We start from the raw sequence: 21,851 nt of genomic DNA, 5'->3' as shown, positions 1-21,851 counted from the left end.
CGCCGGGTGGCTGCGCGGGCCGGTCAGGTCCCGCGCGGCACGCCCTTGTCCAGGTGCGCCTGGCGCAGGGCAGTGGATTCGTCCCAGCCACGGCGCACCGCATTGCGCGCCTGCGCCCAGGTCAGCCTGCTCTTGCCACGCTCCTGCGCCCAGCGCGTTTCCAGCTCGGCTTCAACCTCTTCGTACGCACGGATGATGTCGTCGGCGCGGGAGTAGTGGCCGAGCTGGTAGGCCGGCTCGTAATCGTCGAAGAACTGGCTCTGGTCATAGTACGGTTCGCTGGAGAACCGCTCGCGCCAGTAGTCCGACACGGCCTGGCGCGGCACGCCGTCTTCCGGCACCCGGCCGGGAATCTGGTAGTCAGGGCTCATCTGGTAGCTCCGGTGGGGTGAGGCATCACCGTAGCGGAGCACCGGTTAACGTCATGGGCCAGCGGAGTGAATGCCGCATCAAGTGTCGCGCGGCGCATCAGCCCGCATTCCCGCGTGTCAACGCGTCGTCACGTCGCCTTGCGCGGCAGTCTGTAAATCACCGCGCCCACCGCGAAGGCGACCAGTGCCGCCGCAATGTTCTGCCAGCTCGCACTGGCGAACAATGCCAGGCACAGCACCAGCGCCAGCACCGGAATCAGCGGGCCGCCCGGCAGTTTCAGCGCCCCGGGGCGGTCGGCGAAACGCCGTGCCAATACCAGTACCGCCGCCGCTGTGCCGATGTAGGCGAACAGACGCGTGGTCATCGACAGCAGCGCCAGCTGCACGAACGACCCGGACAACGCCAGCGCCAGCGCGATCACGCCCTGGGTGACAATGGCCGCCGCCGGTGTGCGGAAGCGCGGATGCACGTTGGCCAGCACCTTCGGCCCGTAGCCGTCGCGGGCCAGCGCGAACAGGAACCGCGGGCCCATCATCATGGTGTTGCTGTTGGTGCCCAGAATGGAGATGGTGGCACCCACCGTCAGGATCAGCGCCAGCGCTTCTCCCCCGAAACTGGACGCGGCATCGGCCAGCGGCGTCGGCGAGGTGGCCAGGTTGGCCAGCGTGCCCTGCGCCACCAGCTGTACCGCGCCATAGATGATGGTGACGCTGACGATCATGGTGATCAGCGCGAACGGGATGTCACGGCGCGGGTTCCTGTACTCGCCTGCGGCGGCCGGAATATTCTCGAAGCCGGCGTAGGCGTACAGCAGCAGCAGCGCCGCCTCGCCCATCCGTTGCAGGTCGTGCGGGTCCGGGCGGACGCCGGAGAAGGCCAGGTCCATGTCAACGTAGAACGCGCCGATTGCCACGAACAGCAGCAGCGGCAGCAGCTTGCCGATCACCAGGATTACCCCGGTGCGTGCGGCCGACCGAACGCCGGCCACGTTCACCGCGGTAAGGAAGCCCAGCGACACCACGATGATCGCAATGCGGCCGATGTCATGCCCGGCCCACGGCCAGAAGCGCGCCACCGCATCGGCCAGCGCATTGCTCAATGCGGCCGCCGAGCTGATCCGGGTCAGCCAGATCATCCAGCCGATCTCGAATCCGGCGAAGCGCCCGAAGGCCTCGCGTGCGTACAGATAGCTGCCGCCGGGCTCATCGAAATAACTGGCCGCCTGGGCGTAGCACAGCACCAGCAGCGCCACCACGATGCCCGCAGCCACCACGCCCCACAGGCTGAAGGGCCCGAGCAGCGCCACCGTGGCGGCCGGCAGGAGGTAGATACCGCTGCCGATCACATCGTTGATCGACAGCCCGACGATCTGCCAGCGGCTGACCGCGCGTTCCAGCTGCGGTTCGGACGGGGCGCTCAATGCATCGCTCCGGTCAGGACCGGCAACTGCCACGGCACCTGCAGGTTGTCGTACTCCGTCTTCGGCAGCAGGATGAATGCCGCGCGCGTATCCGGCTTCAGCCAGGCCAGCAGGGCCTTCATGTGACGCGGCTCCATTGCCGTACAGCCGGCCGTGGCCTCGCCCGGCGTGCGCCAGAGGTGGGCGAAGATGCAGCTGCCCCTGCCAGGCGTACGGCTGCTGTTGTGCTCGATCACAAAGCCCTCGCGATAGCGCACATCGCCCTTGTTGTGCAGGTCCAGCCGCATCGGTTCGGTGGATCCTTCCACTGCGGCGGCACCGACGTCCTTCGCATCGACGATGCGGTTGTAGTGGGGCGAGGTGGGCACATCCATGCAGTAGTGGCTGGCCGTCATCGGCTGGTACGGCATCGCACTGGCGATCTTCGACGCATACCCGAACGCAGGGCCGATCTCGAAGATGCCGGCGGGGCTGCGCCCGTCGCCTTCCTGCTTCTGCGGCCCCTGATTGTGCAGCGACGCACGGCCCACGCCCCAGGCACTGCCGTTCCGCCCCACGGCCACGGTGAAGGCGGGGCCGTGCCTGCGCCACGGGCCACTGCTGCTCCGGCGTTCATAGGCCTGCAGCCGGCCCTGGGTGGCGTCCCAGCTGTCGGTGACCACCACGATGGCCTGCCGGCTGTGCGACAGCGGCGGCAACGGGGTGAGTGCGCCAGCCGGCTGCGCGGTGGCGAGAGCGGTGACGGCGAGGGCGGTACGCAGCAGCGGCAGCATCGTGGACTCCGGTAAACCAGGGGTCGATCAGGTGTCGATCAGGTGTTCGATCCGTTCCAGGTTCACCCCGAGCTGGCGGTGGCGGTCCGGGTTGGCGTGGCACAACAGGACGAAGACGAAGTCGAGCAGGGACTGCAGCGAAGCACGGTACAGCAGCTGGGCGACGTGCGGGGCAGGGTCGTGCGCGCAGACCACCAGTGACCGGTCGGCATGCGCGCGCAGCGGATTGGCGCTGTGGCGGGTGATCGACACCACCTTGCCGCCCATGTCCTGGAACTGCCGCGACAGCTGGAACAGCTGCGGCAGCTTGCCGAACTCGGAGAACACCAGCATCGCATCACCGGCCCGTGCCGCCGACAGGTTGGCCATCATCAGGATCGGGTCGGCATGGTGCACCGTCAGCATGCCCAGCAGCGACAGCCGCATGGCGAATTCGCGCGCGTACAGGCCGTCGTCGCCCAGGCCATAGACGAATACCTTGGGCGCGCCATCGAGCAGCCGCACGATGGCCTCGACATCGGCCTGTGGATTGGCCAGGCCGGTCTCTTCCTCGGCGGCTGCCTTGCTCAGGCGCAGGCGTGCGGCGATGCCGGCGTAGTCGTCGTCGGCGCTTGGCGACGGCGGGCGGGCCTGTGGATCGTGGCCGGCGCGCGCCACCGCTTCGCCGATGGAGTATTTCAGGTCCGGGTAGCCCTTGAAGCCCAGCTTCTGGCTGAATTTGACCACGCTGGACTGGCTGATCCCCAGCGCACTGGCCAGCTGCTGGGACGAGTAGTCGCGCAGCAGGTGGGCATTGTCGAGGATGAAGTCGGCGATGCGGCGCTCGATCGCCGACATGTGGTCACGCTCGGAGCGGATTTTCACCAGGGGCGGCATGGGGCTCAGCGTGGGTCCGGTTGCAGAAAGGGTAAGCGGGATCAACGGACGGTGGTAGCGCCCGGCTGCGGCCTACCAGCGCGGCGGCGTGATCATCTCCAGTCCGCGCACTTCGGTGATCCCCAGCCCGGGCGCATCGCTGATGGTGATCTCCGATTCGTTGAAGTTGACCCCGCCGGTGACCGGGTTGAACTGCCCCAGCGAGGGACCGTCCAGGTCCACCTTGGTGATCACCTCGCTCTTGGCCACCGCCAGGTGCACGGCGGCCGCCACGCTGATGCTCGACTCGATCATGCAGCCGATCATGCACGGCACGCCGTAGATGGCGGCGATGTCGGCGATGCGGATCGCGTTGGAGAGCCCGCCGGTCTTCATCAGCTTGATGTTGATGATGTCCGCCGCGCGCTGCTGGATCAGGTCCACCACCTGGCCGGGATTGAACACGCTTTCGTCGGCCATCACCGGCGTGTTGACGCGGTCAGTCACGTACTTCAGCCCGCTGATGTCGGCCGCCTTGACCGGCTGTTCCAGCAGCTCCAGCACTACCCCGGCCTCTTCCAGCGTGCGCATCGCATACACGGCCTGCTTGGCGGTCCAGCCCTGGTTGGCGTCCAGGCGCAGCAGGGCGCGGCCCTGCACGGCGGCGTGGATCGCCTTGACCCGTTCGATATCCAGGCCGATGTCCTTGCCGACCTTGATCTTCAGCGACTCGAAACCGCGGTCGATGGCCGACAGCGAATCGGCCACCATCTTGTCGATGTAGTCCACGCTGATGGTGATGTCGGTGGTGATCACCGGATCGCCACCGCCGAGCATGCGGTACAGCGGGGCGTTGTGCAGCTGCGCCCACAGGTCGTAGAGCGCGATCTCCACCGCCGCCTTGGCGCTGGTGTTGCGCTCCAGCGAGGACTGGACCAGGCCACACAGATGGTTGAGGTTGGCCACGTCCTGGCCGATCAGGCGCGGCTTGATGAAGGTGGTGATGGCCTCGATGATCGAGCCGTGGGTGTCGCCGGTGATCACCGCGGTGGCCGGCGCCTCGCCGTAGCCGGTGTGGCCACTGTCGGTACGTACCAGCACCACCACATCTTCCACGGTATCCACGGTGCGCAGCGCGGTCTTGAACGGGGTTTTCAGCGGCACGCGCAGCATGCCGAGTTCGATGTCGGTGATCTTCATTCAGGGGTCTTGGCTCGAATGCGCTGGATGTTGGTGATGCGGTCGATGTAGCTGGCGGTGTCGCTGGCCATCATCGGCTCCAGCGGTGTCACCGACACCCCGTTGAGATGTGCCTGCACCCGCGTGCCGTCGGCGCCGGACCAGCTGCCGCCGGCGGTGTCGTGGATCACCCAGGTGCGGCCGTCGAGGTGGCCGATGGTGACCATCACGTGGCCGGGGATATAGACCAGGTCGCCGACCTGCAGCTGCTGTACCGCCGCCTCGCGACGACCCTTGCCGTCCTTCGCGTCGAAGGCGAGGCGGTCCAGTGCCGGGCTGACGGCCTGCGCGCTGGTGTTGCGCGGCACGAGCACGCCGACGCTGCGGTAGATCTCCGAAACGAAGCCGCTGCAGTCGCGGGTGTCGTAGTCGTGGCCCCAGCCGTAGCGCTCGCCGAGGAACTTGAAGGCCTGCTGCAACAGCGTGCGCGGGGTCAGCGGCAGGTAATCGGCCGCGCTGTCCTGCGAACGCGGCAGCAGCGCCGGTACCAGCGCCAGGCGGCCATCGGGGTCGCGCACCGGCATCTGCACCACGTGCGCGGCATGTGCCTGCTGGCCGTTGACCGGCGTATTGGCCGGCCAGTCGGCCAACACCGGCAGGCGCACGCCCATGTCCAGCTGCAGACGCGACACGCGCGGTTCTTCGGGCGTGTAGGCGGTGAACGCGGTGGCACCGGTAATCACCCGGTACGGGCCGTGCTGGCCGTAGCCGAGCACCGTCTCGGCATCGCCGATGCCAACGTAGCGCCGCTCGATCCAGGCCGAGTAGCGCTCGCTGGTGATGAACAGCCACTGCCCGTCGGCGCTTTCATGCAGTACCGCCACCGCATCGCCGGGGAACAGGGCCGACTCCTGGAAGCGGTCGATATCGGTGTCGCCCTGCGTGGTGAACACCCGCAACGTGGTCGGGAAGGCGCGCAGCGCGGCGCGATGGGTCACCAGGCCGTACTGCAGCGGGCGCTGGGCCGGCACCGCCTCCAGACCGAGGTTGGCCAGTGCGGCGCGGCGTTGTGCCTCGCTGATGGGCTTCCCCTCCACGCCATACAGCGGCTTGGTCGGCCAGCGCGACAGCGCCTGGATGTCGGCCAGCACCCGCGCGCGCGGCAGCTGCGCCGGCAGGGCGCGCAGGTCGTGAATGGACGGGTCGGTGGCGCGCATGCGCGCGTTCTGCGCGGCGATGCCGGCACGGTCGAGGATCACGCGGTCCGGGTCAGGCAGGCGAGCGGCCCAGAACGCCGGGTCCAGGTACGCCTCGCGCAGGCCGATCACACCCAGGGTGTCGGCGGCCGAGGCGGCAGGCGGCGGGGCATCGGCGGCACCGGCCGTGCCGCCGGCCAACAGCGTCAGCAGCAACGCGCGGGCCAGCCACGGGGTCCGCACGGGGCGGCAGGGGGAAGCCAGGATCATGGAGCGGTCACCCTCCTCGGAAGCGTCAGGAATATTTATTCCTTTTTTCATGGAAAGCAAGAATAAATTATTGACCGACTTCCCACCTCGTGTTACACAGCGATTACCACCCGCACCTTGGGAAGTGTCGCTGTGGATCCTGCTTCGCGCAAACCGTCTTCACGCCGTCGTGCCGTCTGGCGCACCGTTGCCTGCCTGCTGCTGGCGCTGCCCCCGCTGTGGGCCGCGGCGGCCGTGCCGTTGCCGCAGGTAATCGCGCAGATCGACCGTGGCGCGTTCGCCGAAGCCGATACCGCCATTGCCGCTGCGCTGCAGGACGCCACGCTGGGCACGGCCGCGCGTGAGGACTACGCCTTCCAGCGCGAACGCATGGCGCGCATCCGGCTCGACTTCACTCTGGATGCCGAGGCCGCCAAGACGCAGGTGCGCCGGCAGATTCCGGACCTGCGCGACGACGAGTTCGCGCGCTGGGACGCGGCCGGGCTGATCGAGCACCTCGATATCGATGGACAGCGGCGCTACTTCAAGCGCGCACCGTCCAATCTGTTCCGGGTCAGCGCGGAGGCACGCGCGCGGCGGGCGCCCTCGGTGCCGGACCCGGTCGATGGCCCCTACGAACACCTCGGCCCGCACCACCACGAGATTGTCGCGGCCGCGCGCGCCAGCGGCGCCACCAGCCTGGTGCCGCGCCGGGTCGAGGTCACCCAGTCGCTGGTGGTCAAGGCCGATGCCGTACCTGCCGGCGAGACCGTGCGGGCGTGGATTCCGTATCCGCGTGCGATCCCCGGCCAGCAGCAGGACATCCAGTGGATCGCCAGCACGCCGGCCGGCGCACGCATCGCCCCGGAGGCGACGCTGCAGCGCACCGCCTACCTGGAGCAAACCGCCGTGGCCGGCACGCCCACCGCCTTCCAGATCCGCTACGCGGTCACTGTGTACGCGCGGCATGTCCCGATCGACCCGGCCAAGGTGCTGCCCACCCCGGACGATCCGGCGCTGCAGCCCTACCTGGCCGAACGCGCGCCGCACATGGTGTTCACACCTGCGCTGCGCGCGTTCTCGCAGCGCGTGGTGGGCGCCGAAACCAACCCCTACCGCATCGTGCAGCGGCTGTTCGACGCGGTCGACCGGATCCCGTGGGCGGGCGCACGGGAATACTCCACGATTTCCAACATCAGCGACTACGCCCTGCATGCCGGCCACGCCGATTGCGGCCAGCAGACGCTGCTGCTGATGACCCTGCTGCGTCTCAACGGCATTCCGTCGCGCTGGCAGTCCGGCATGGTCTATTCCGATGACGCCGTGGGCTACAACAACCTGCATGACTGGGGTGCGGTGTACCTGGCGCCATACGGCTGGGTGCCGATGGACGTGACCACCGGCCGCCTGGACAGTCCCGAGCCCGCGCTGCGCGACTTCTACCTCGGTGGCCTGGATGCCTACCGCATCGCCTTCAACGACGACTATGCCCAACCGCTGGTGCCGGCCAAGCAGCACGCCCGATCGGAGACCGTGGATTCCCAGCGCGGCGAAGCGGAGTGGTCCGGCGGCAATCTGTATTTCGATCAATGGAACTACGACTTCCAGTCGCACGTGGTGCCGCTGGAGGCCGCGCGGTAATCGGCGGTATCCCTGATTCAACATCTGCAGGAGAGAGCAGGCAATGAAGGTGAATCGATTGAAGCGGGCGGCGCTGTGCGTCGCACTGGGCGCGTGTCTGGGCAGCGTGGCGCCGATGGCGCTGGCGCAGGACGGTGCGGTGGTAGGCAAGCTCGTCACCGATGGCGGGCAGGCGCTGGACAACGCCACGGTGACCGTACGCAATCCGGCCACCGGCTTTGTGCGCTCGGTGAAGGCGGATGCCAATGGCGGCTATCGCATCCCGCTGCTGCCGGTGGGTACCTACGATCTTGAGGTGTCGGTTGGCGGTGGCGCTGCCACACGCGTCGGCCAGGTGGATGTCGGCCTGGGCAACACCACCACGGTCAACGTACCGGTCAGTGGCGTGAACACGCTGGGCACGGTGGAAGTGCGCGCACCGCAGGTGGTGTCGATGGTGGACGTGAAGTCCACCGAATCGGCCACCAATATCACCCGCGAAGAACTCTCGCGCCTGCCGGTGGACCGCGATATCACCGCCGTAGCGCTGCTGGCGCCCGGCGCGGTGAAGGGCAAGGGCTCGCTGGGCGGGCAGGGCATCTCCTTCGGTGGCTCCTCGGTGGCCGAGAACACCGTCTACATCAACGGCCTGAATGTCACCGACTTCTATAACCGTGTCGGCTTCTCCTCGGTGCCGTTTGCGTTTTACCAGGAATTCCAGGTCAAGACCGGCGGCTACTCGGTGGAGTTCGGGCGCAGCACCGGCGGTGTGATCAACGCCGTGACCCGTTCGGGCAGCAACGACTTCAAGGCCGGTGCCGAACTGGTGCTGGAACCGCGCGCCTGGCAGTCGCAGGCGCGCGACCGCTACGACGCCGACGGCAGCCGCTACATCACCGCCAGCCGCGATGACTATTCGCGCAGTGCGCTGAACGTATTCGCGTCCGGTGCGCTGGTGCAGGACAAGCTGTTCTTCTTCGGCATGTACGAAGCGCGCGACTACAGGCCCAACTCCACCAACGATGCCGGCACCGTGCTCAACCGCGGCACCGCAGACGACCCGTTCTGGGGCGGCAAGCTCGACTGGCAGATCACCGACAACCAGATGCTGTCGCTGTTCGGCTTCTCCGACAAGAGCGACACTGTCACCGACGTCTACCGCTACAACTACGACACCGGCCTGGCCGAGGGCGACCGCACCAACCAGATCTACAACACCGTGGGCGGCACCAACTGGTCGGGCACCTACAGCTGGCAGGTCAACGACACGCTGACCATGAAGCTGATGTACGGCGAGAACAAGCGCAACCGCTCGCAGAGCAGTCTGATGGACGAGAACTGCAACCGCGTGTTCGACAACCGCACCGCCAGCCAGGGCGTGCCCACCGATCTGCAGGGCGACCGCAGCTGCACCAGCAGCTCGCAGCTGGAGTCGGCACTGGACACCCGCAAGGCCGGCCGCGCCGACTTCGAATGGTCCATCGGCAATCACCTGCTGCGCTTCGGCCTGGACCGCGAGGAGAACACCTCCGATTACGAGCGCGCCTACCCCGGCCCGGGCGGTCTGCGCTACGACGTGTACTACCGCACCCCCGGCAGCTCGCTCAATGGCGGCGTGGTGCCGGCCAGCGGCCTGGTCGTGCGTACCCGCCGCTATGAAGTGGCCGGCTCGTTCGAGACCATCAACTCGGCTTACTACCTCGAAGACAACTGGCAGGTCACGCCGAATTTCCTGCTCAACATCGGCGCGCGCATGGAAGGCTTCGACAACAAGGGCGGCGACGGCGACAGCTACATCAAAATCGACGACATGATCGCCCCACGCCTGGGCTTCTCCTGGGACATGCGCGGCGACGGCACCACCAAGGTGTTCGGCAACCTTGGGCGCTACTTCCTGCCGGTGGCCAATGTCATCAACATCAAACAGGCCGGCGGCTTCCTCGACGAGCGCACCTGGTACGAGTTCCTCGGCTACAGCGGTGCCTCCAACAACGTGCCCTACCTGGGGGGGCAGATCGGCCCCGTCGACAACTCGCAGGGCGATGGCAGCGTTCCGGACCTGCGCGCCGAGGTGAACCGCGACATGGACCCGGTGTACCAGGACGAGGCGATCCTGGGCTTCCAGCACATGCTCAGCGAATCCTGGTCGGTGGCCGCCAGCGTCACCTACCGCCGCCTGCACAACGCCATCGATGACATGAACATCACCGCCACCGCCCAGTGCGGTGCGGTGGACAGCGTGTGGATCATGGGCAATCCCGGCCGCACCAACACCGTGTGGGGCGACAGCGACTGCGACGGCAGCAACGATGCATGGATCGACATCGACACCTCGCGCGAAGGCTGGGCGCTGTACGACGACGATGGCAACTATGTAGGGCAGCGCGGCTGGGTCAAGCCCAAGCGCGACTACAAGGCGCTGGAACTGCAGGTCGACCGCGCCTGGGATGGCGTGTGGGGCTTCAATGCGTCCTACACCCTGGCCTACGGCCGCGGCAACGCCGAAGGTCCGGTCAACTCCGATACCGACTTCGCCGATTCGGGGCGTACCGAGAACTTCGACAACCCGTGGGTGAACTACCGCGGCTACGGCTACCTGGCCAACGACCGCCGCCACCAGTTCAAGTTCCGCGGCAGCTACGCGGTGACCGGGAACCTGACCGTGGCCGCCACCCTGGGCGTTCAGTCGGGCAGCCCGATCACCCGCTTCGGCGCCGGCAACCCGTTCGACGACACCGACTTCCACAGCTACTACGTGTGCGTGGCCAACTGCCAGGCGTCGGTGCCGCCGTCCGAGCGCGTATTCGTGCATTCGCCGCGCGGTGGCGATGGCCGTACCCCGTGGACCTACGATCTGGACCTGAGCGTGGCCTACAAGGTTCCGGTGCCGCTGGATCTGCGCGTCAAGCTGGCGGTGTACAACGTGCTCAACCAGCAGCGCACCGTGTCGGTGGACCAGGATTACGAGCCGCAGGACAGCATCGGCACGCCCAATCCGCTGTACGGTTTCGGCACCGGGTTCCAGTCGCCGCGCTACGCGCAGTTGACGGTGACCTGGAACTACTGAGTCCCCAGGGCGGCCCGTCCCGCGGGCCGCCGCGGAGAATGCGATGCGCAGCAGGTGGTGTGCCATGTTGGGCCTGCTGGTGGCGGGGAGCGCCCCTGCCGCCGGCACCGGCCCGGCGGCGGCGGTGTTCGACCCGATGTACGACCAGGCCCGTCAGCGGGACGTGGCCGGCATGGCGGTGGCCGTGGTCGATCAGGGCCAGCTCGTCTACGAGCGTGCCGAAGGACCGCGCGGCGACGCCGCCGATACACAGGTCGATGCGGATACCCTGTTCAAGATCGCCTCCAACAGCAAGGCGATGACCGCTGCGCTGCTGGCACGGCTGGTGGAGCGTGGACGGCTGCGCTGGGATGACCCGGTCATCCGCTATCTGCCGCAGTTCCGCATGCACGATCCGTGGGTCACCCGGAACATGCAGGTGCGCGATCTGCTTGTTCACAACAGCGGGCTGGGGCTGGGCGCGGGCGACCTGATGCTGTGGCCCGAGCCCAACCACTTCACCCGCCAGGACATCATTGCCGGCCTGGCCCACCTCAAGCCGGTGACCAGTTTCCGCAGTGGCTATGCCTACGACAACCTCCTGTATGTCGTGGCTGGCGAGGTCGCCGCCGCTGCCGGTGGCAAGCCCTACGACGAGCTGCTGCGCGAGGAGGTGTTCGTGCCGCTGGGGATGACGCGCTGCCAGGTGGGCGCGTGGTCGGTGGCGCAGGTGGGCAATGTGGCCCAGCCGCACCGGCATGCGCACGGCCGGCCGGTGGTCGAGGGCGCCGATGGCGACACCAGCTCCGACCTGCCTTCGATGGCGGCCGGCGGCATCCGCTGCAGCCTGCGCGACATGACCCGCTGGATGCAGGTGCTGCTCGATCCCACCCTGGTGCCGGACTGGCTGGGCAGTGCGCAGCGGCAGGCACTGTGGACCGCGCACATGCCGATGCCGCTGGGCGAGCGCCAGCGTCACTGGGACAACGCGCATGTGTTCGCCTATGGCTACGGCTGGCGACTGTCGGACATGGATGGGCAGTGGAAAGTGGCGCATACCGGGACCCTGTCGGGCATGTACTCCTCGCTGGCGCTGCTGCCCGACCGCCGTGTCGGCGTGGTGATCCTGATCAACAGCGATGCCGAGGACGCGCGCACCGCGCTGATGCAGGCCGCCTTGAAGCACTACACCGCACCGGCGGCGGGAGAGACAGTGGCGGGCTATCTGCGGCAGCTTGATGACGAGCGTGCCGCGCGCCGCAGCGCCGGCCACGTGCGGCCCGATACCCGCGCGCGCCGACCCGCGCCGCTGGCCACCACCGTGCGCTGGCAGGGGCGCTACCGCGATCCCTGGCTGGGCGAGGCGTCGGTGTGCCCCGAACGGGGCGTGCTGCGGCTGCAGGTGGACAAGTCGCCGCGGCTGCGTGGCCGCGTGATGCAGCTTGGCAACCGCTGGCTGGTGCAGTGGGATACGCTCGGTGCCGATGCCGAGGCCTGGCTGCAGCCCGATGACGGCACGCCGCCTGGCATCGCCCTCGCCGCGATCGACCCGGGGATCGACTTCAGTTATGACTACCAGGACCTGCATTTCACCCGCATCGGCGATTGCCCATAGCCTGCTGGCCGTCGCGCTGGCGCTGCCCGTGCAGCCCGCAGGCGCAGCCACGGTGACCGTCTCGTCGGCGCGCGATCTGGCCGAGGCCGGGCTGGTGGACGTGGGCCGGGCCATTCCCGGCCTGGACCTGGATATCCGCTATGCCGGCCCGGACAACTTCACCGCCGCGCCGGTTCCCGGCTACGAGGCACCCAGGTGCTACCTGCTCGCACCGGTCGCTGCGGCGCTGGCCCGGGTGCAGGCCGATCTCCGGCGCGACGGCTTCGCTCTGCGCATTTACGACTGCTACCGGCCGGTGCGGGCGGTGCAGGCGTTCGTCGCCTGGGCGCACGATCCGTCCGAGCAGTCGCGCAAAGCGCTGCAGTATCCGCAGGTGGACAAGCCGGACCTGCTGGATGGCTACATCGCCGGGACCTCCGGCCACAGCCGCGCCGCCACCGTCGACCTGACCCTGCTCGACTGCCGCGCCGGCCCCTGCACCGCCCTGGACATGGGCACCGGTTTCGACTTTTTCGGCGCGCGCGCCCACACCGATGCGCCGGACATCAGTGCCGCACAGCGCGCCCACCGCCAGCAGCTGCTGCGCGCGATGCAGCGCCACGGCTTTGCCAACTACCCGCTGGAGTGGTGGCACTACACCCTGCAGCCCGAGCCCAGCCCCACCACCGCCTACGACATCCCGGTGCGCTGAGCTGCAGGGCCGGGTCGCCCCGGCGCACCGCTACACTGTGCGCTGACCTGCCGACCGGACCGCGATGAACCTGCCACTGCACTTTGGACTGCTGGGAACGCTGGAAGCGGGCCTGATCGCGTTGCTGGTCGGGCTGCTGGTGTACACCCTGTGGCACCGGCTGTGCCGTTGGGCGCAGTGGTCGATGGGCCACGCCATCGGCTGGTCGTGCGTCATTGCGGTGATCGTCTCGGCCGGCATCGATGCCTGGAAGCTGTTCTACATGGGCATGATGCGGCTCGAATCGCCGTTGTATGCGCGGTTGTTCCTGGCCAGCATCCACGATCCGAACGAACTGGGCTCGCGCGTCGTGCTGGAAGTGGCCGGCGCGTTGGGCGGTGTCGCCCTGGGCTGGATGATATTCAGTTCGCGCTCAGGCGAAAAAAACGCCACCCACGACTGAGTTTCCGTTCGCATCCGGTTAAATCCGGGCCGGTTGAATGCGTGTCTTACTGTCTGCTCACCTGCGCGTAACCAGGGCGGTAATCCACGCCCTGGGCCGGGTGGTTAAGACCGTGTGCGGGCGTTGATCGCGACGCAATATCGATTCACAAAAGGGCTGGCAGGGTGGAGGCCGTGCGGAAACAACGGCCGCGCAACATCCACCCAAGGAGACCACCCCAATGACTATTCGCAACCGCAAGCCCCTGATCGCCCTGATCGTCGCCGCCGGCAGTGTGTTGGCCATTCCGGCGATGGCCCAGTCGGCCCAGCACAGCGCCGCGCAGGCCCAGACCCAGGCGGCGCAGGCGCAGCAGGCGGCAGCGCAGGCCGGTGACGCTGCCGATACAGCGTCCGGTGCCGCGGCACAGGCCTCGGCCCAGGCCAACGGTGGCGGCGGCCAGACCTGGGCCAGCGTCGACACCGACGGCAACGGCACCATCAGCAAGGCCGAATCCCAGGTCAACGCCGGCCTGGCCCAGGTCTTCGACCAGGCCGACACCAACAAGGACGGCGAACTCAGCCCGGATGAATACAAGGCGTATGTCGCCGCCCAGCAGGGCGCGGCTGCCGGCAACGGCGCACAACCGGGCAAGTAACGCGATCCCGCACAGGCAGGGCCCGACACCGCTGGACACCGGTGAACGGCAGTGAGGGGGAAGGGCGGCTTCGGCCGCCCTTCTTTTTGCCTGTTTCCGTCATTGGGCGCGATGCCCGGTGTTGCTATCCTTGGCCGATGATGACCTCCATGCCCACGCCGCAAGGCGCTATCGGCCTGGTCGGTTTTGACGGTGACGACACGCTGTGGAAGAGCGAAGACTATTACCGCAAGGCCGAACAGGACTACCTCGACATCCTGTCGCGCTACATCGACGTCCACGACACCCGGACTGCGCGCCACCTGCTGGAAGTGCAGCAGCGCAACCTCGGCGTGTTCGGTTACGGCGTCAAGGGCATGACCCTGTCGATGGTTGAAGCGGCCATCGAGATCACCCGGCAGATGATCAGCGCGCGTGACCTGCAGCAGATCCTCGACATCGGTCATGACACCCTGCGTCACCCGGTGGAACTGATTGACGGGGTGCGCGAGTCGGTCACCGAGATTGCCCGCGAGTACCCGGTCGTGCTGATCACCAAGGGCGACCTGTTCCACCAGGAAGCCAAGATCAAGGTGGCCAACCTGCGCGATCTGTTCCCGCGCATCGAGATCGTGTCGGAGAAGGACCCGGAAACCTACGCACGCGTGCTCGAAGAGTTCGACCTGCCGATCGCGCGCTTCTGCATGGTGGGCAACTCGCTGCGCTCGGATATCGAGCCGGTGATCACGCTGGGCGGCTGGGGCATCCATACCCCGTACGCCGTGACCTGGGCGCATGAAACCCAGCACGGGGTGGCGGACGACGAGCCGCGCATGGTCGATGCCCCCACCGCCTTCGATTGGCCGCAGGCACTGCGCGCCATCGAAGCCAAGGCTGTGCAGGCCTGACACGCATGCAGCGCTGCGGCAGAATCGTCCCATGACCCTGCGCACGCTGCTTGCCCTGTTGCTGCTGGTGCTGCCTCTGGCCGCACTGGCACAGCAGACACCGGAGAAGTCCGCGGCCTATGCCGTGGCCACCGGCGATGACTGGGTGGATGCGCAGCTGCGCGACATCAACCACTACGCCGAGCGCTACCCCGACAGTTTCCTGGACGAGGTCTCGCGCTATGCCGGCGTCCCACGCGGGTATATCGCCGCGCTGATGTACACCCACGGCTGGCAGGCCGGCGACATCTACTTCGCGTGCTTCTGGGCCCATGCCATCGGCCGGTCGTGCCGCGACAGCGTGCAGGCCTGGAGCCGTGCCGTGCCGGCCGAGGGGCAACCGCGCCAGTGGCAGGACGTGGTGCAGGACCTGCCGGTCGCGCCGCAGAACCTGCACTGGCGCGCGCTGCGCCACGCCATCGTGGCCAGCCACGACCACTGGGACCGTCCGGTCACCCTCGACGCCACCCTGCAGCGCCAGCTCGGCGACCACGCCCAGCGCCAGCGTGCCGCGCGCAGTTCAACGTCCACGCCCTGAAACGGCGGCCGTTCGCGGCATCGGTGGATTCGTGCTGCTATGCAGATCGCCGCCGCCGGCCCGCTCGGCGACAATACGCGCTTGCCTGTTCCCCCCCGTGATCCGTTGCCGAGTACGTAATGAGCGCCGACCGTTTCGTTTCACCCGACGATATCCGCAGCCTGTTCGCCCAGGCCATGTCCAGCATGTACCGCACCGAAGTGCCGTTGTACGGCACGCTGGTGGACCTGGTGGCCGAGATCAACGATGCCGTGCTCACCGCCGATCCGGCGCTGGCCGGGCAGATGGACCGCACCGATGAGCGCGCGCGCCTGGCGCAGGAGCGCCACGGCGCCATCCGCGTCGGCACCGCCGAGGAACTGGCCACGCTGGGGCGCCTGTTCGCACTGATGGGCATGTACCCGGTGGGCTACTACGACCTGTCCGTGGCCGGCGTGCCGGTGCACTCCACCGCGTTCCGCCCGCGCACGGCCAAGGCGCTCGCGCACAACCCGTTCCGCGTGTTCACCTCGCTGCTGCGGCTGGAGCTCATCGAAGACGCCGCGCTGCGCGAGCAGTCCGCGCAGATCCTGGCACGCCGCCGCATCTTCACCGACGAGGCGCTGGCGCTGATCGCGCAGGCCGAGCGCGATGGTGGGCTGGATCAGGCCGACAGCCGGCGTTTCGTCATTGCCGCGCTGGAGACCTTCCGCTGGCATGGCGATGCCACCGTGTCGCTGGCCACCTACCATGCCCTGCACGACGCCCATCGGCTGATTGCCGACGTGGTCAGCTTCCGTGGCCCGCACATCAACCACCTCACCCCACGCACGCTGGACATCGATGCCGCCCAGGCCGGCATGCTCGCGCGCGGCCTGGCCGCCAAGGCGGTGATCGAAGGCCCGCCGCCGAGGCGTTGCCCGATCCTGCTGCGCCAGACCAGCTTCAAGGCGCTGGAGGAGCCGGTGCACTTCCCGTCGGGCGACAGCGCCGATGCCGGCACCCACACCGCGCGATTCGGCGAAATCGAGCAGCGCGGCCTGGCGCTCACGCCCAAGGGGCGCGCGCTGTACGACCAGCTGCTGGCCAAGGCGCGCGACAGTGACGGCGCCGGCAGCACCGGCCAGGACTATCCGACCCGCCTGGCGGCGGCCTTCCGTGCGTTCCCGGACGATCACGACACCCTGCGCCGCGAAGGGCTGGGGTATTACCGCTACGCGCTTACCGACGCCGGCCGTGCCGCCCCCGACGCCGTTGGCGATCTTCCGGCCGAGGCACTGATCGCCGCCGGGCTGGCCAGCGCCGATCCGATCGTCTACGAGGATTTCCTGCCGGTCAGCGCTGCGGGCATCTTCCAGTCCAATCTCGGCGGCGAAGAACAGCGCGCCTACGCCGCCCACGCCAACCGCGACGCCTTCGAGCACGCGCTGGGCATGAAGGTCGAAGACGAGTTCGCCATCTACGAGCGCCTCCAGGCCGAGTCGCTGGCCACCCTCCACGCCCGGTAGTGCCGGCCGCTGGCCGGCACTCCCTCACACCTTCATCGTTCCCGTATCCAGCCACCGCTGGTGCCACGACAACGCTTCGGGCAGCAGGTGCGGCGTGTGCTTGCCGTAGCTGTCGCGGCTGGCGCGCTCGACGTAGTCGTTGAGCTGGTCGCGGAAGTCCGGGTGCGCGCAGTTGTCGATCACCACCCGCGCGCGCTTGCGCGGGGTCAGCCCGCGCAGATCGGCCAGGCCCTGTTCGGTCACGATCACCGACACATCGTGCTCGGTATGGTCGACGTGGCTCACCATCGGCACGATCGCCGAGATCGTGCCGTTCTTGGCCGTGGACGGGCTCAGGAAGGCCGACAGGAACCCGTTGCGCGCAAAGTCGCCCGAACCGCCGATGCCGTTCATGATCCGGCTGCCCATCACGTGGGTGGAATTGACGTTGCCGTACAGATCCACCTCGATCATCCCGTTCATGCCGATGCAGCCCAGTCGGCGCACCAGCTCGGGATGGTTGGAGATCTCCTGCGTCCGCATGATGATGCGCTCGCGGTAGAAGTCGATGTTCGCCTTGAACGTTTCATTGGCCTGCGGGCTCAGCGCGAACCCGGTGCACGAGGCATAGCTCAGCACGCCGTCGCGCAGCAGGTCGAGCATGCCGTCCTGGATCACTTCGGTGAACGCACTCAGGTCGCGGAAGCCGCTTTTGCCCAGCCCGGCCAGCACGGCATTGGGAATGTTGCCCACGCCCGACTGCAGCGGCAGCAGGTTGGCCGGCAGGCGGCCACGCGCCACTTCGTGCTTCAGGAACTCGATCAGGTACGCGGCGATCTGCTCGCTGGTGCTGTCGATGGGGCTGAACGGGCTGTTGCGGTCCGGTCCGTTGGTACGCACCACCGCCACGATCTTGTCCGGGTCGCAGCGCAGCGCCGTCTCGCCGATGCGGTCGTTGGCATGCACCAGCGGGATAGGCTTGCGGTGCGGCGGCAATGCCGTGCCGTAGTAGATGTCATGCATGCCGTCCACGCCGGCCGGCTGCCACTCGTTGACCTCGATGATCACCTTCTTGGCCAGGTCCAGCCAGGTCTTGTTGTTGCCCACCGACGTGGAGGGCACCAGCGACCCGTCTTCGCGGATCGCCGAGACCTCGATCACCGCCGTGTCGATCTCGCCGTAAAAGCCGAACCAGACGTGCTGGGCGACGTGGCTGAGATGGATGTCGATGTAGTCCAGCTTGCCAGCGTTGATGCGGTTGCGCGCGTCCGGGTCGCTCTGGAACGGCATGCGCATGGCGATGCCGTCGGCCTTGGCCAGCGCACCATCCAACTCCGGGGCGGTGGACGCGCCGGTCATCAGGCTGATCTGGAACGGTTGGCCCTGGGCATGGACGGCCTCGATGCGCTGGGCAAGCGCGATCGGCACAGCCTTGGGATAGCCCGAACCGGTGAAGCCACTCATGGCGACAGTTTCGCCCGGCTGGATCAGGGCGGCGGCGGCTTCGGCGGATACAACGCGGTCACGCAGACGCGCGTTGGCAATGCGATCGACAGACATGACGACAACGTTTCTGGGGGGATTCACATTATCGGCGATCCGATCCCCCCCGGGTGTGCGACCAAGGTGGGATGGCAATCCAGGCAGAGCGCTCCCTGTTCAGGTTTATCGGCACTTCTGTACCCGCAAGTATTGTTTTGCAGTGCAGCGTGCAAGTTCTCCGCCGACCCTAGAAGATCGACCTGCATCCCGACGTGGGGGAGGGAGCAGAGCCCGCTGGCAGTTCGCTGCAAGCGGGCTTTTTTATGCCCGCCGTTCGGGATCGACGGTCCCGCCGCTGCGCTGCGTGTGCACGCGCCCGGCATAATCCCCGCATGCCGATGCCCGCCGACGCCGTCCCCGCCACCCTCGTTCCCCTCGTCGACCGCGCCCTCGCGCGCCTGGCGCTCTCGCTCACCGACGGCGGCCACTGGCCTCCTTCGGCCGACGTGCTCGACCAGGTCCGCCTGCTGGCCATCACCAGCGACTTCGCCATCGACACCCTGTGCCGGCAGCCGGCGCTGCTGTCGCACCTGGCCCAGCCCGGTTGCCCGCCGTTGCCGCTTCCCGCGCTCGACCCCCAGCATCCCAGCGACTGGCCGCAGCGCCTGCGCCGCTACCGTACCGCCGCCTCCACCCGGCTGATCTGGCGTGACCTGGCCGGCCTCGACGACGTGCCCGCCACCCTGGCCGGCGCCACCACCCTGGCCGAAGACTGCCTGGGCCTCGGCCTGGCCGCGCTGGAGCAGGAGTTTGCCGGCCGCCACGGCGTGGTGCGCGCCGCCGACGGCAGCGCCCAGCAACTGGTCGTGTTCGGGCTGGGCAAGCTCGGTGGGGGCGAACTCAATTTCAGTTCCGATGTCGACCTGGTCTACGCCTACCCCCAGGGCGGCGAGTCCGACGGCGCCCGTCCGCTGGCCGCCGAAGAGTATTTCGCCCGGCTCGGCCAACGGCTGGCCAAACTGCTCGACGACACCACCGTGGACGGCTTCAGCCACCGCGTGGATCTGCGCCTGCGCCCGTTCGGCAGCGCCGGCCGGGTGGCCCTGTCGTTCGCCGGCATGGACCAGTACTTCCAGCGCGAAGGCCGCGACTGGGAGCGCTACGCCTGGCTGAAGGCGCGCGCGGTGGCCGGCGACATCGCCGCCGGCGAAGCCTGGCTGCAGACCCTGCGACCGTTCGTCTACCGCCGTTACCTCGACTTCACCGCGCTCGACGGCCTGCGCGAGATGAAGGCGGCGATCACCGCCGAAGTGGCGCGCCGCGAGATGTTCGATGACATCAAGCGTGGCCCCGGTGGCATCCGCGAGATCGAATTCCTGGCGCAGGCGCTGCAGTTGATCCGCGGTGGCCGCGACGCCTCGCTGCGCGAGCGCCGCCTGCTGCACGCACTGCCGGCGCTGGTCGCCTGCGGCCAGATGGCCGCCCAGGACGGCGCCGACCTGCTGCAGGCGTACGCCTTCCTGCGCCGCCTGGAAAACCGTCTGCAGATGCTGCGCGATGCCCAGACCCACGCGCTCCCGGCCGATCCCACCGACCGCCTGCGCATCGCCGTCGGCCTGGGTCATGCGGACTGGGATGCCCTGGTTGCCGCGCTGGAGGTGCAGCGCCAGCGCGTGGCCACCGAGTTCGGCGCGCTGCTGGCCCCGCGTGCCGGGCAGGCCGCGCCCGATGCGCTCGCCAATTACTGGCGTGGCCTGCCCGACGCCGGCAGCGCCGAGGTGCTGGCCAGCGCCGGCTTCCACGATGCCGGGGGGGCCGACCAATCGCTGCGCGACTTTGCCCAGTCCCTCGGCGTGCGTTCGCTGTCCGATGGGGCGCGTGCGCGCCTGGACCGCGTACTGCCCGCGCTGCTGCATGCCGCCACCGGCTCGCCGCACCCCGATGCCGCGCTCAAGCGCGTACTCGGTCTGCTCCAGGCCATCCTGCGGCGCACCAGCTACCTGGCACTGCTCGACGAGCAGCCCAGCGCCCTGGCGCGGCTGGTGGACGTGCTCGCGCGCAGCGCGCTGCTGTCCGAGCGGCTGGCGGCCTATCCGTTGCTGCTCGACGAACTGCTCGACGTGCGCGTGTCCGGGCCGATGCCCGATGCTGCGGCAATGCAGGCCGAGTGCGACGCCGCGCTGGCCGTGGACGATCCCGAAGCCGCCCTGCGCCTGCTCAATGAAACCCGCCTGGCGCTCAGCTTCCGCATGGCGATGGCCACCCTCGACGGCCGCCAGCGTGCGGTCGACACCACCCGCCAGTTGGCCGAACTGGCCCAGGCGGTGGTGGTGACCGTGCTGGCGATGGCCGAGGCCGACCTGCGCCACGTCCACGGCGCCATTCCCGGCGGCCGCTTTGCGATCATCGGCTACGGCAGCCTCGGCGGACTGGAGCTGGGCTTCGGCTCGGACCTGGACCTGGTGTTCCTGCACGACCATCCGGCCGGCGTGGACGCCAGCGATGGCGCGCGCCCGCTCGATCCCGGTCGCTGGTACGCGCGGCTGGCGCAGAAGGTGATGGCGCTGCTCGGCGCCGTCACCGCCGCCGGCCGCCTGTACGACATCGACGTGCGCCTGCGCCCGGATGGTGGCAAGGGCACGCTGGTGTCGTCGCTGGCCAGCTACACCGAGTACCAGCGCGAGCGCGCATGGACGTGGGAACACCAGGCCCTGGTACGCGCGCGCGGCATCGCCGGCGATGCGGGCCTGCTGGCCGATTTCGACACCGTGCGTGCGCAGACGCTGGGCCGCGCGCGCGACCGCGACGTGTTGTATGCCGATGTGGTGAAAATGCGCGGCCGCATGCGCACCGAACTGGACCGCAGCGACGCCGCGCGGCTGGACCTGAAGCAGGGCGCCGGCGGCATCGTCGATCTGGAGTTCCTGCTGCAGACCGGCGTGCTCGACAGCGCCGCCAGCCACCCGCAGGTGCTGCAGCCGCGCGACACCCCCCGCCTCATCGACGCCCTGGCCGACATCGCCTGGCTGCCGGGCGGCACCCGTCAGGGCCTGCACGCCGCCCACGCCGCCCTGCTGGATGTCGGCCTGGCCTGCACCCTGGATCGCCGCCCACGGCTGGCCGCGCCCACCCCGGCGCTGGAAGACGCACGGATCATCATCAGCGCCGCCTGCGATGCAGCCGGGCTTCCCTTCCAGGCAGCGGTAAACGCCGCCGGCTGACGCGCGGACGGACGAGGGCCCCAATGCGCGCACGGGACGGGCGGGCAAACCGGATGCGCAACACCGATGCGCGCGGGACACGCGGACAACACGGATGCGCAACGCGGACGCGCACGGGACGGG

General features: G+C 68.4%; 17 protein-coding genes. 10 read left to right on the top strand and 7 right to left on the bottom strand.

Features of this window, described 5'->3' with window-relative positions:
* Positions 1–23: 23 nt before the first annotated feature.
* The 6 genes from GDJ08_RS12700 to GDJ08_RS12675 all read right to left on the bottom strand — a co-directional run bounded on the left by GDJ08_RS12700 (position 24) and on the right by GDJ08_RS12675 (position 6,065).
* A complete protein-coding gene (locus tag GDJ08_RS12700) occupies positions 24–371 on the bottom strand; it encodes a hypothetical protein (protein ID WP_017357501.1) in 348 nt (115 codons plus the stop codon).
* A gap of 128 nt (positions 372–499) precedes the next feature.
* Positions 500–1,792, bottom strand: coding sequence for an APC family permease (locus GDJ08_RS12695; protein WP_017357502.1), 1,293 nt, complete (start codon positions 1,790–1,792; stop codon positions 500–502).
* Complete coding sequence (locus tag GDJ08_RS12690) at positions 1,789–2,565, bottom strand: L,D-transpeptidase family protein (RefSeq protein WP_153164989.1); 777 nt, start codon at positions 2,563–2,565, stop codon at positions 1,789–1,791. The genes GDJ08_RS12695 and GDJ08_RS12690 overlap by 4 nt, the downstream gene beginning before the upstream one ends.
* A 27-nt stretch (positions 2,566–2,592) precedes the next feature.
* Positions 2,593–3,441, bottom strand: coding sequence for a MurR/RpiR family transcriptional regulator (locus GDJ08_RS12685; protein ID WP_017357504.1), 849 nt, complete (start codon positions 3,439–3,441; stop codon positions 2,593–2,595).
* Between the two features lie 72 nt (positions 3,442–3,513).
* A complete protein-coding gene (locus GDJ08_RS12680) occupies positions 3,514–4,620 on the bottom strand; it encodes a dipeptide epimerase (RefSeq protein ID WP_017357505.1) in 1,107 nt (368 codons plus the stop codon).
* Positions 4,617–6,065: a C40 family peptidase gene (locus tag GDJ08_RS12675; protein ID WP_153164988.1), complete on the bottom strand. Its 1,449-nt coding sequence runs from the start codon at positions 6,063–6,065 to the stop codon at positions 4,617–4,619. Before GDJ08_RS12675 ends, GDJ08_RS12680 begins: the two co-directional genes overlap by 4 nt.
* Before the next feature lie 132 nt (positions 6,066–6,197).
* On the opposite strand from GDJ08_RS12675, the gene GDJ08_RS12670 reads away from it, so the two are divergent.
* The 9 genes from GDJ08_RS12670 (at position 6,198) to hglS (ending at position 17,046) form a co-directional block, all read left to right on the top strand.
* The gene (locus tag GDJ08_RS12670) at positions 6,198–7,685 is read left to right on the top strand and encodes a transglutaminase-like domain-containing protein (protein WP_165699806.1); all 1,488 of its coding nucleotides are present in this window, start codon (positions 6,198–6,200) and stop codon (positions 7,683–7,685) included.
* A 43-nt stretch (positions 7,686–7,728) separates the two neighbouring features.
* Positions 7,729–10,731: a TonB-dependent receptor gene (locus GDJ08_RS12665; protein ID WP_017355914.1), complete on the top strand. Its 3,003-nt coding sequence runs from the start codon at positions 7,729–7,731 to the stop codon at positions 10,729–10,731.
* Positions 10,732–10,795: 64 nt separating this feature from the next.
* Positions 10,796–12,325, top strand: a complete 1,530-nt coding sequence (locus GDJ08_RS12660) for a serine hydrolase (protein ID WP_136007078.1) — start codon at positions 10,796–10,798, stop codon at positions 12,323–12,325.
* Positions 12,279–13,016 (top strand): M15 family metallopeptidase, encoded by a 738-nt coding sequence (locus tag GDJ08_RS12655; RefSeq protein WP_082316382.1) that lies wholly within the window; start codon positions 12,279–12,281, stop codon positions 13,014–13,016. The genes GDJ08_RS12660 and GDJ08_RS12655 overlap by 47 nt, the downstream gene beginning before the upstream one ends.
* Positions 13,017–13,080: 64 nt before the next feature.
* Positions 13,081–13,458 (top strand): hypothetical protein, encoded by a 378-nt coding sequence (locus GDJ08_RS12650; protein ID WP_017355911.1) that lies wholly within the window; start codon positions 13,081–13,083, stop codon positions 13,456–13,458.
* Between the two features lie 220 nt (positions 13,459–13,678).
* Complete coding sequence (locus GDJ08_RS12645; protein WP_153164987.1) at positions 13,679–14,095, top strand: EF-hand domain-containing protein; 417 nt, start codon at positions 13,679–13,681, stop codon at positions 14,093–14,095.
* Between the two features lie 137 nt (positions 14,096–14,232).
* Positions 14,233–14,982, top strand: a complete 750-nt coding sequence (locus GDJ08_RS12640; RefSeq protein WP_017355909.1) for an HAD family hydrolase — start codon at positions 14,233–14,235, stop codon at positions 14,980–14,982.
* A gap of 31 nt (positions 14,983–15,013) precedes the next feature.
* Complete coding sequence (locus tag GDJ08_RS12635) at positions 15,014–15,559, top strand: hypothetical protein (RefSeq protein WP_153164986.1); 546 nt, start codon at positions 15,014–15,016, stop codon at positions 15,557–15,559.
* A gap of 119 nt (positions 15,560–15,678) precedes the next feature.
* Positions 15,679–17,046, top strand: coding sequence for a 2-oxoadipate dioxygenase/decarboxylase HglS (gene hglS, locus GDJ08_RS12630; RefSeq protein WP_153164985.1), 1,368 nt, complete (start codon positions 15,679–15,681; stop codon positions 17,044–17,046).
* A gap of 24 nt (positions 17,047–17,070) precedes the next feature.
* On the opposite strand, the gene scpC is transcribed toward hglS, so the two are convergent.
* On the bottom strand, positions 17,071–18,585 hold the full coding sequence (scpC, locus tag GDJ08_RS12625) for a succinyl-CoA:acetate CoA-transferase ScpC (RefSeq protein WP_017355906.1): 1,515 nt from the start codon (positions 18,583–18,585) through the stop codon (positions 17,071–17,073).
* A 314-nt stretch (positions 18,586–18,899) separates the two neighbouring features.
* Here scpC and glnE point away from each other — a divergent pair, with 314 nt between their 5' ends.
* Positions 18,900–21,728 carry a bifunctional [glutamate--ammonia ligase]-adenylyl-L-tyrosine phosphorylase/[glutamate--ammonia-ligase] adenylyltransferase gene (gene glnE, locus GDJ08_RS12620; RefSeq protein ID WP_153164984.1) on the top strand — a complete coding sequence of 943 codons (2,829 nt, stop codon included), beginning with the start codon at positions 18,900–18,902 and terminating at the stop codon, positions 21,726–21,728.
* The last annotated feature ends 123 nt before the right edge of the window (positions 21,729–21,851 follow it).

Source organism: Stenotrophomonas nematodicola (genome assembly GCF_009467805.1).
Classification (GTDB): Bacteria; Pseudomonadota; Gammaproteobacteria; order Xanthomonadales; family Xanthomonadaceae; genus Stenotrophomonas; species Stenotrophomonas nematodicola.
This window is presented reverse-complemented; position numbering and strand designations above follow the sequence as displayed.

Coding starts and splice junctions, on each gene's coding strand:
- GDJ08_RS12685 (WP_017357504.1), bottom strand. CDS start 3,441: ATGCCGCCCCTGGTGAAAATCCGCTCCGAGCGTGACCACATGTCGGCG.
- GDJ08_RS12650 (WP_017355911.1), top strand. CDS start 13,081: ATGAACCTGCCACTGCACTTTGGACTGCTGGGAACGCTGGAAGCGGGC.
- scpC (WP_017355906.1), bottom strand. CDS start 18,585: ATGTCTGTCGATCGCATTGCCAACGCGCGTCTGCGTGACCGCGTTGTA.
- GDJ08_RS12680 (WP_017357505.1), bottom strand. CDS start 4,620: ATGAAGATCACCGACATCGAACTCGGCATGCTGCGCGTGCCGCTGAAA.
- hglS (WP_153164985.1), top strand. CDS start 15,679: ATGAGCGCCGACCGTTTCGTTTCACCCGACGATATCCGCAGCCTGTTC.
- glnE (WP_153164984.1), top strand. CDS start 18,900: ATGCCGATGCCCGCCGACGCCGTCCCCGCCACCCTCGTTCCCCTCGTC.
- GDJ08_RS12635 (WP_153164986.1), top strand. CDS start 15,014: ATGACCCTGCGCACGCTGCTTGCCCTGTTGCTGCTGGTGCTGCCTCTG.
- GDJ08_RS12700 (WP_017357501.1), bottom strand. CDS start 371: ATGAGCCCTGACTACCAGATTCCCGGCCGGGTGCCGGAAGACGGCGTG.
- GDJ08_RS12640 (WP_017355909.1), top strand. CDS start 14,233: ATGATGACCTCCATGCCCACGCCGCAAGGCGCTATCGGCCTGGTCGGT.
- GDJ08_RS12645 (WP_153164987.1), top strand. CDS start 13,679: ATGACTATTCGCAACCGCAAGCCCCTGATCGCCCTGATCGTCGCCGCC.
- GDJ08_RS12660 (WP_136007078.1), top strand. CDS start 10,796: ATGTTGGGCCTGCTGGTGGCGGGGAGCGCCCCTGCCGCCGGCACCGGC.
- GDJ08_RS12655 (WP_082316382.1), top strand. CDS start 12,279: ATGACTACCAGGACCTGCATTTCACCCGCATCGGCGATTGCCCATAGC.
- GDJ08_RS12690 (WP_153164989.1), bottom strand. CDS start 2,565: ATGCTGCCGCTGCTGCGTACCGCCCTCGCCGTCACCGCTCTCGCCACC.
- GDJ08_RS12665 (WP_017355914.1), top strand. CDS start 7,729: ATGAAGGTGAATCGATTGAAGCGGGCGGCGCTGTGCGTCGCACTGGGC.
- GDJ08_RS12675 (WP_153164988.1), bottom strand. CDS start 6,065: ATGATCCTGGCTTCCCCCTGCCGCCCCGTGCGGACCCCGTGGCTGGCC.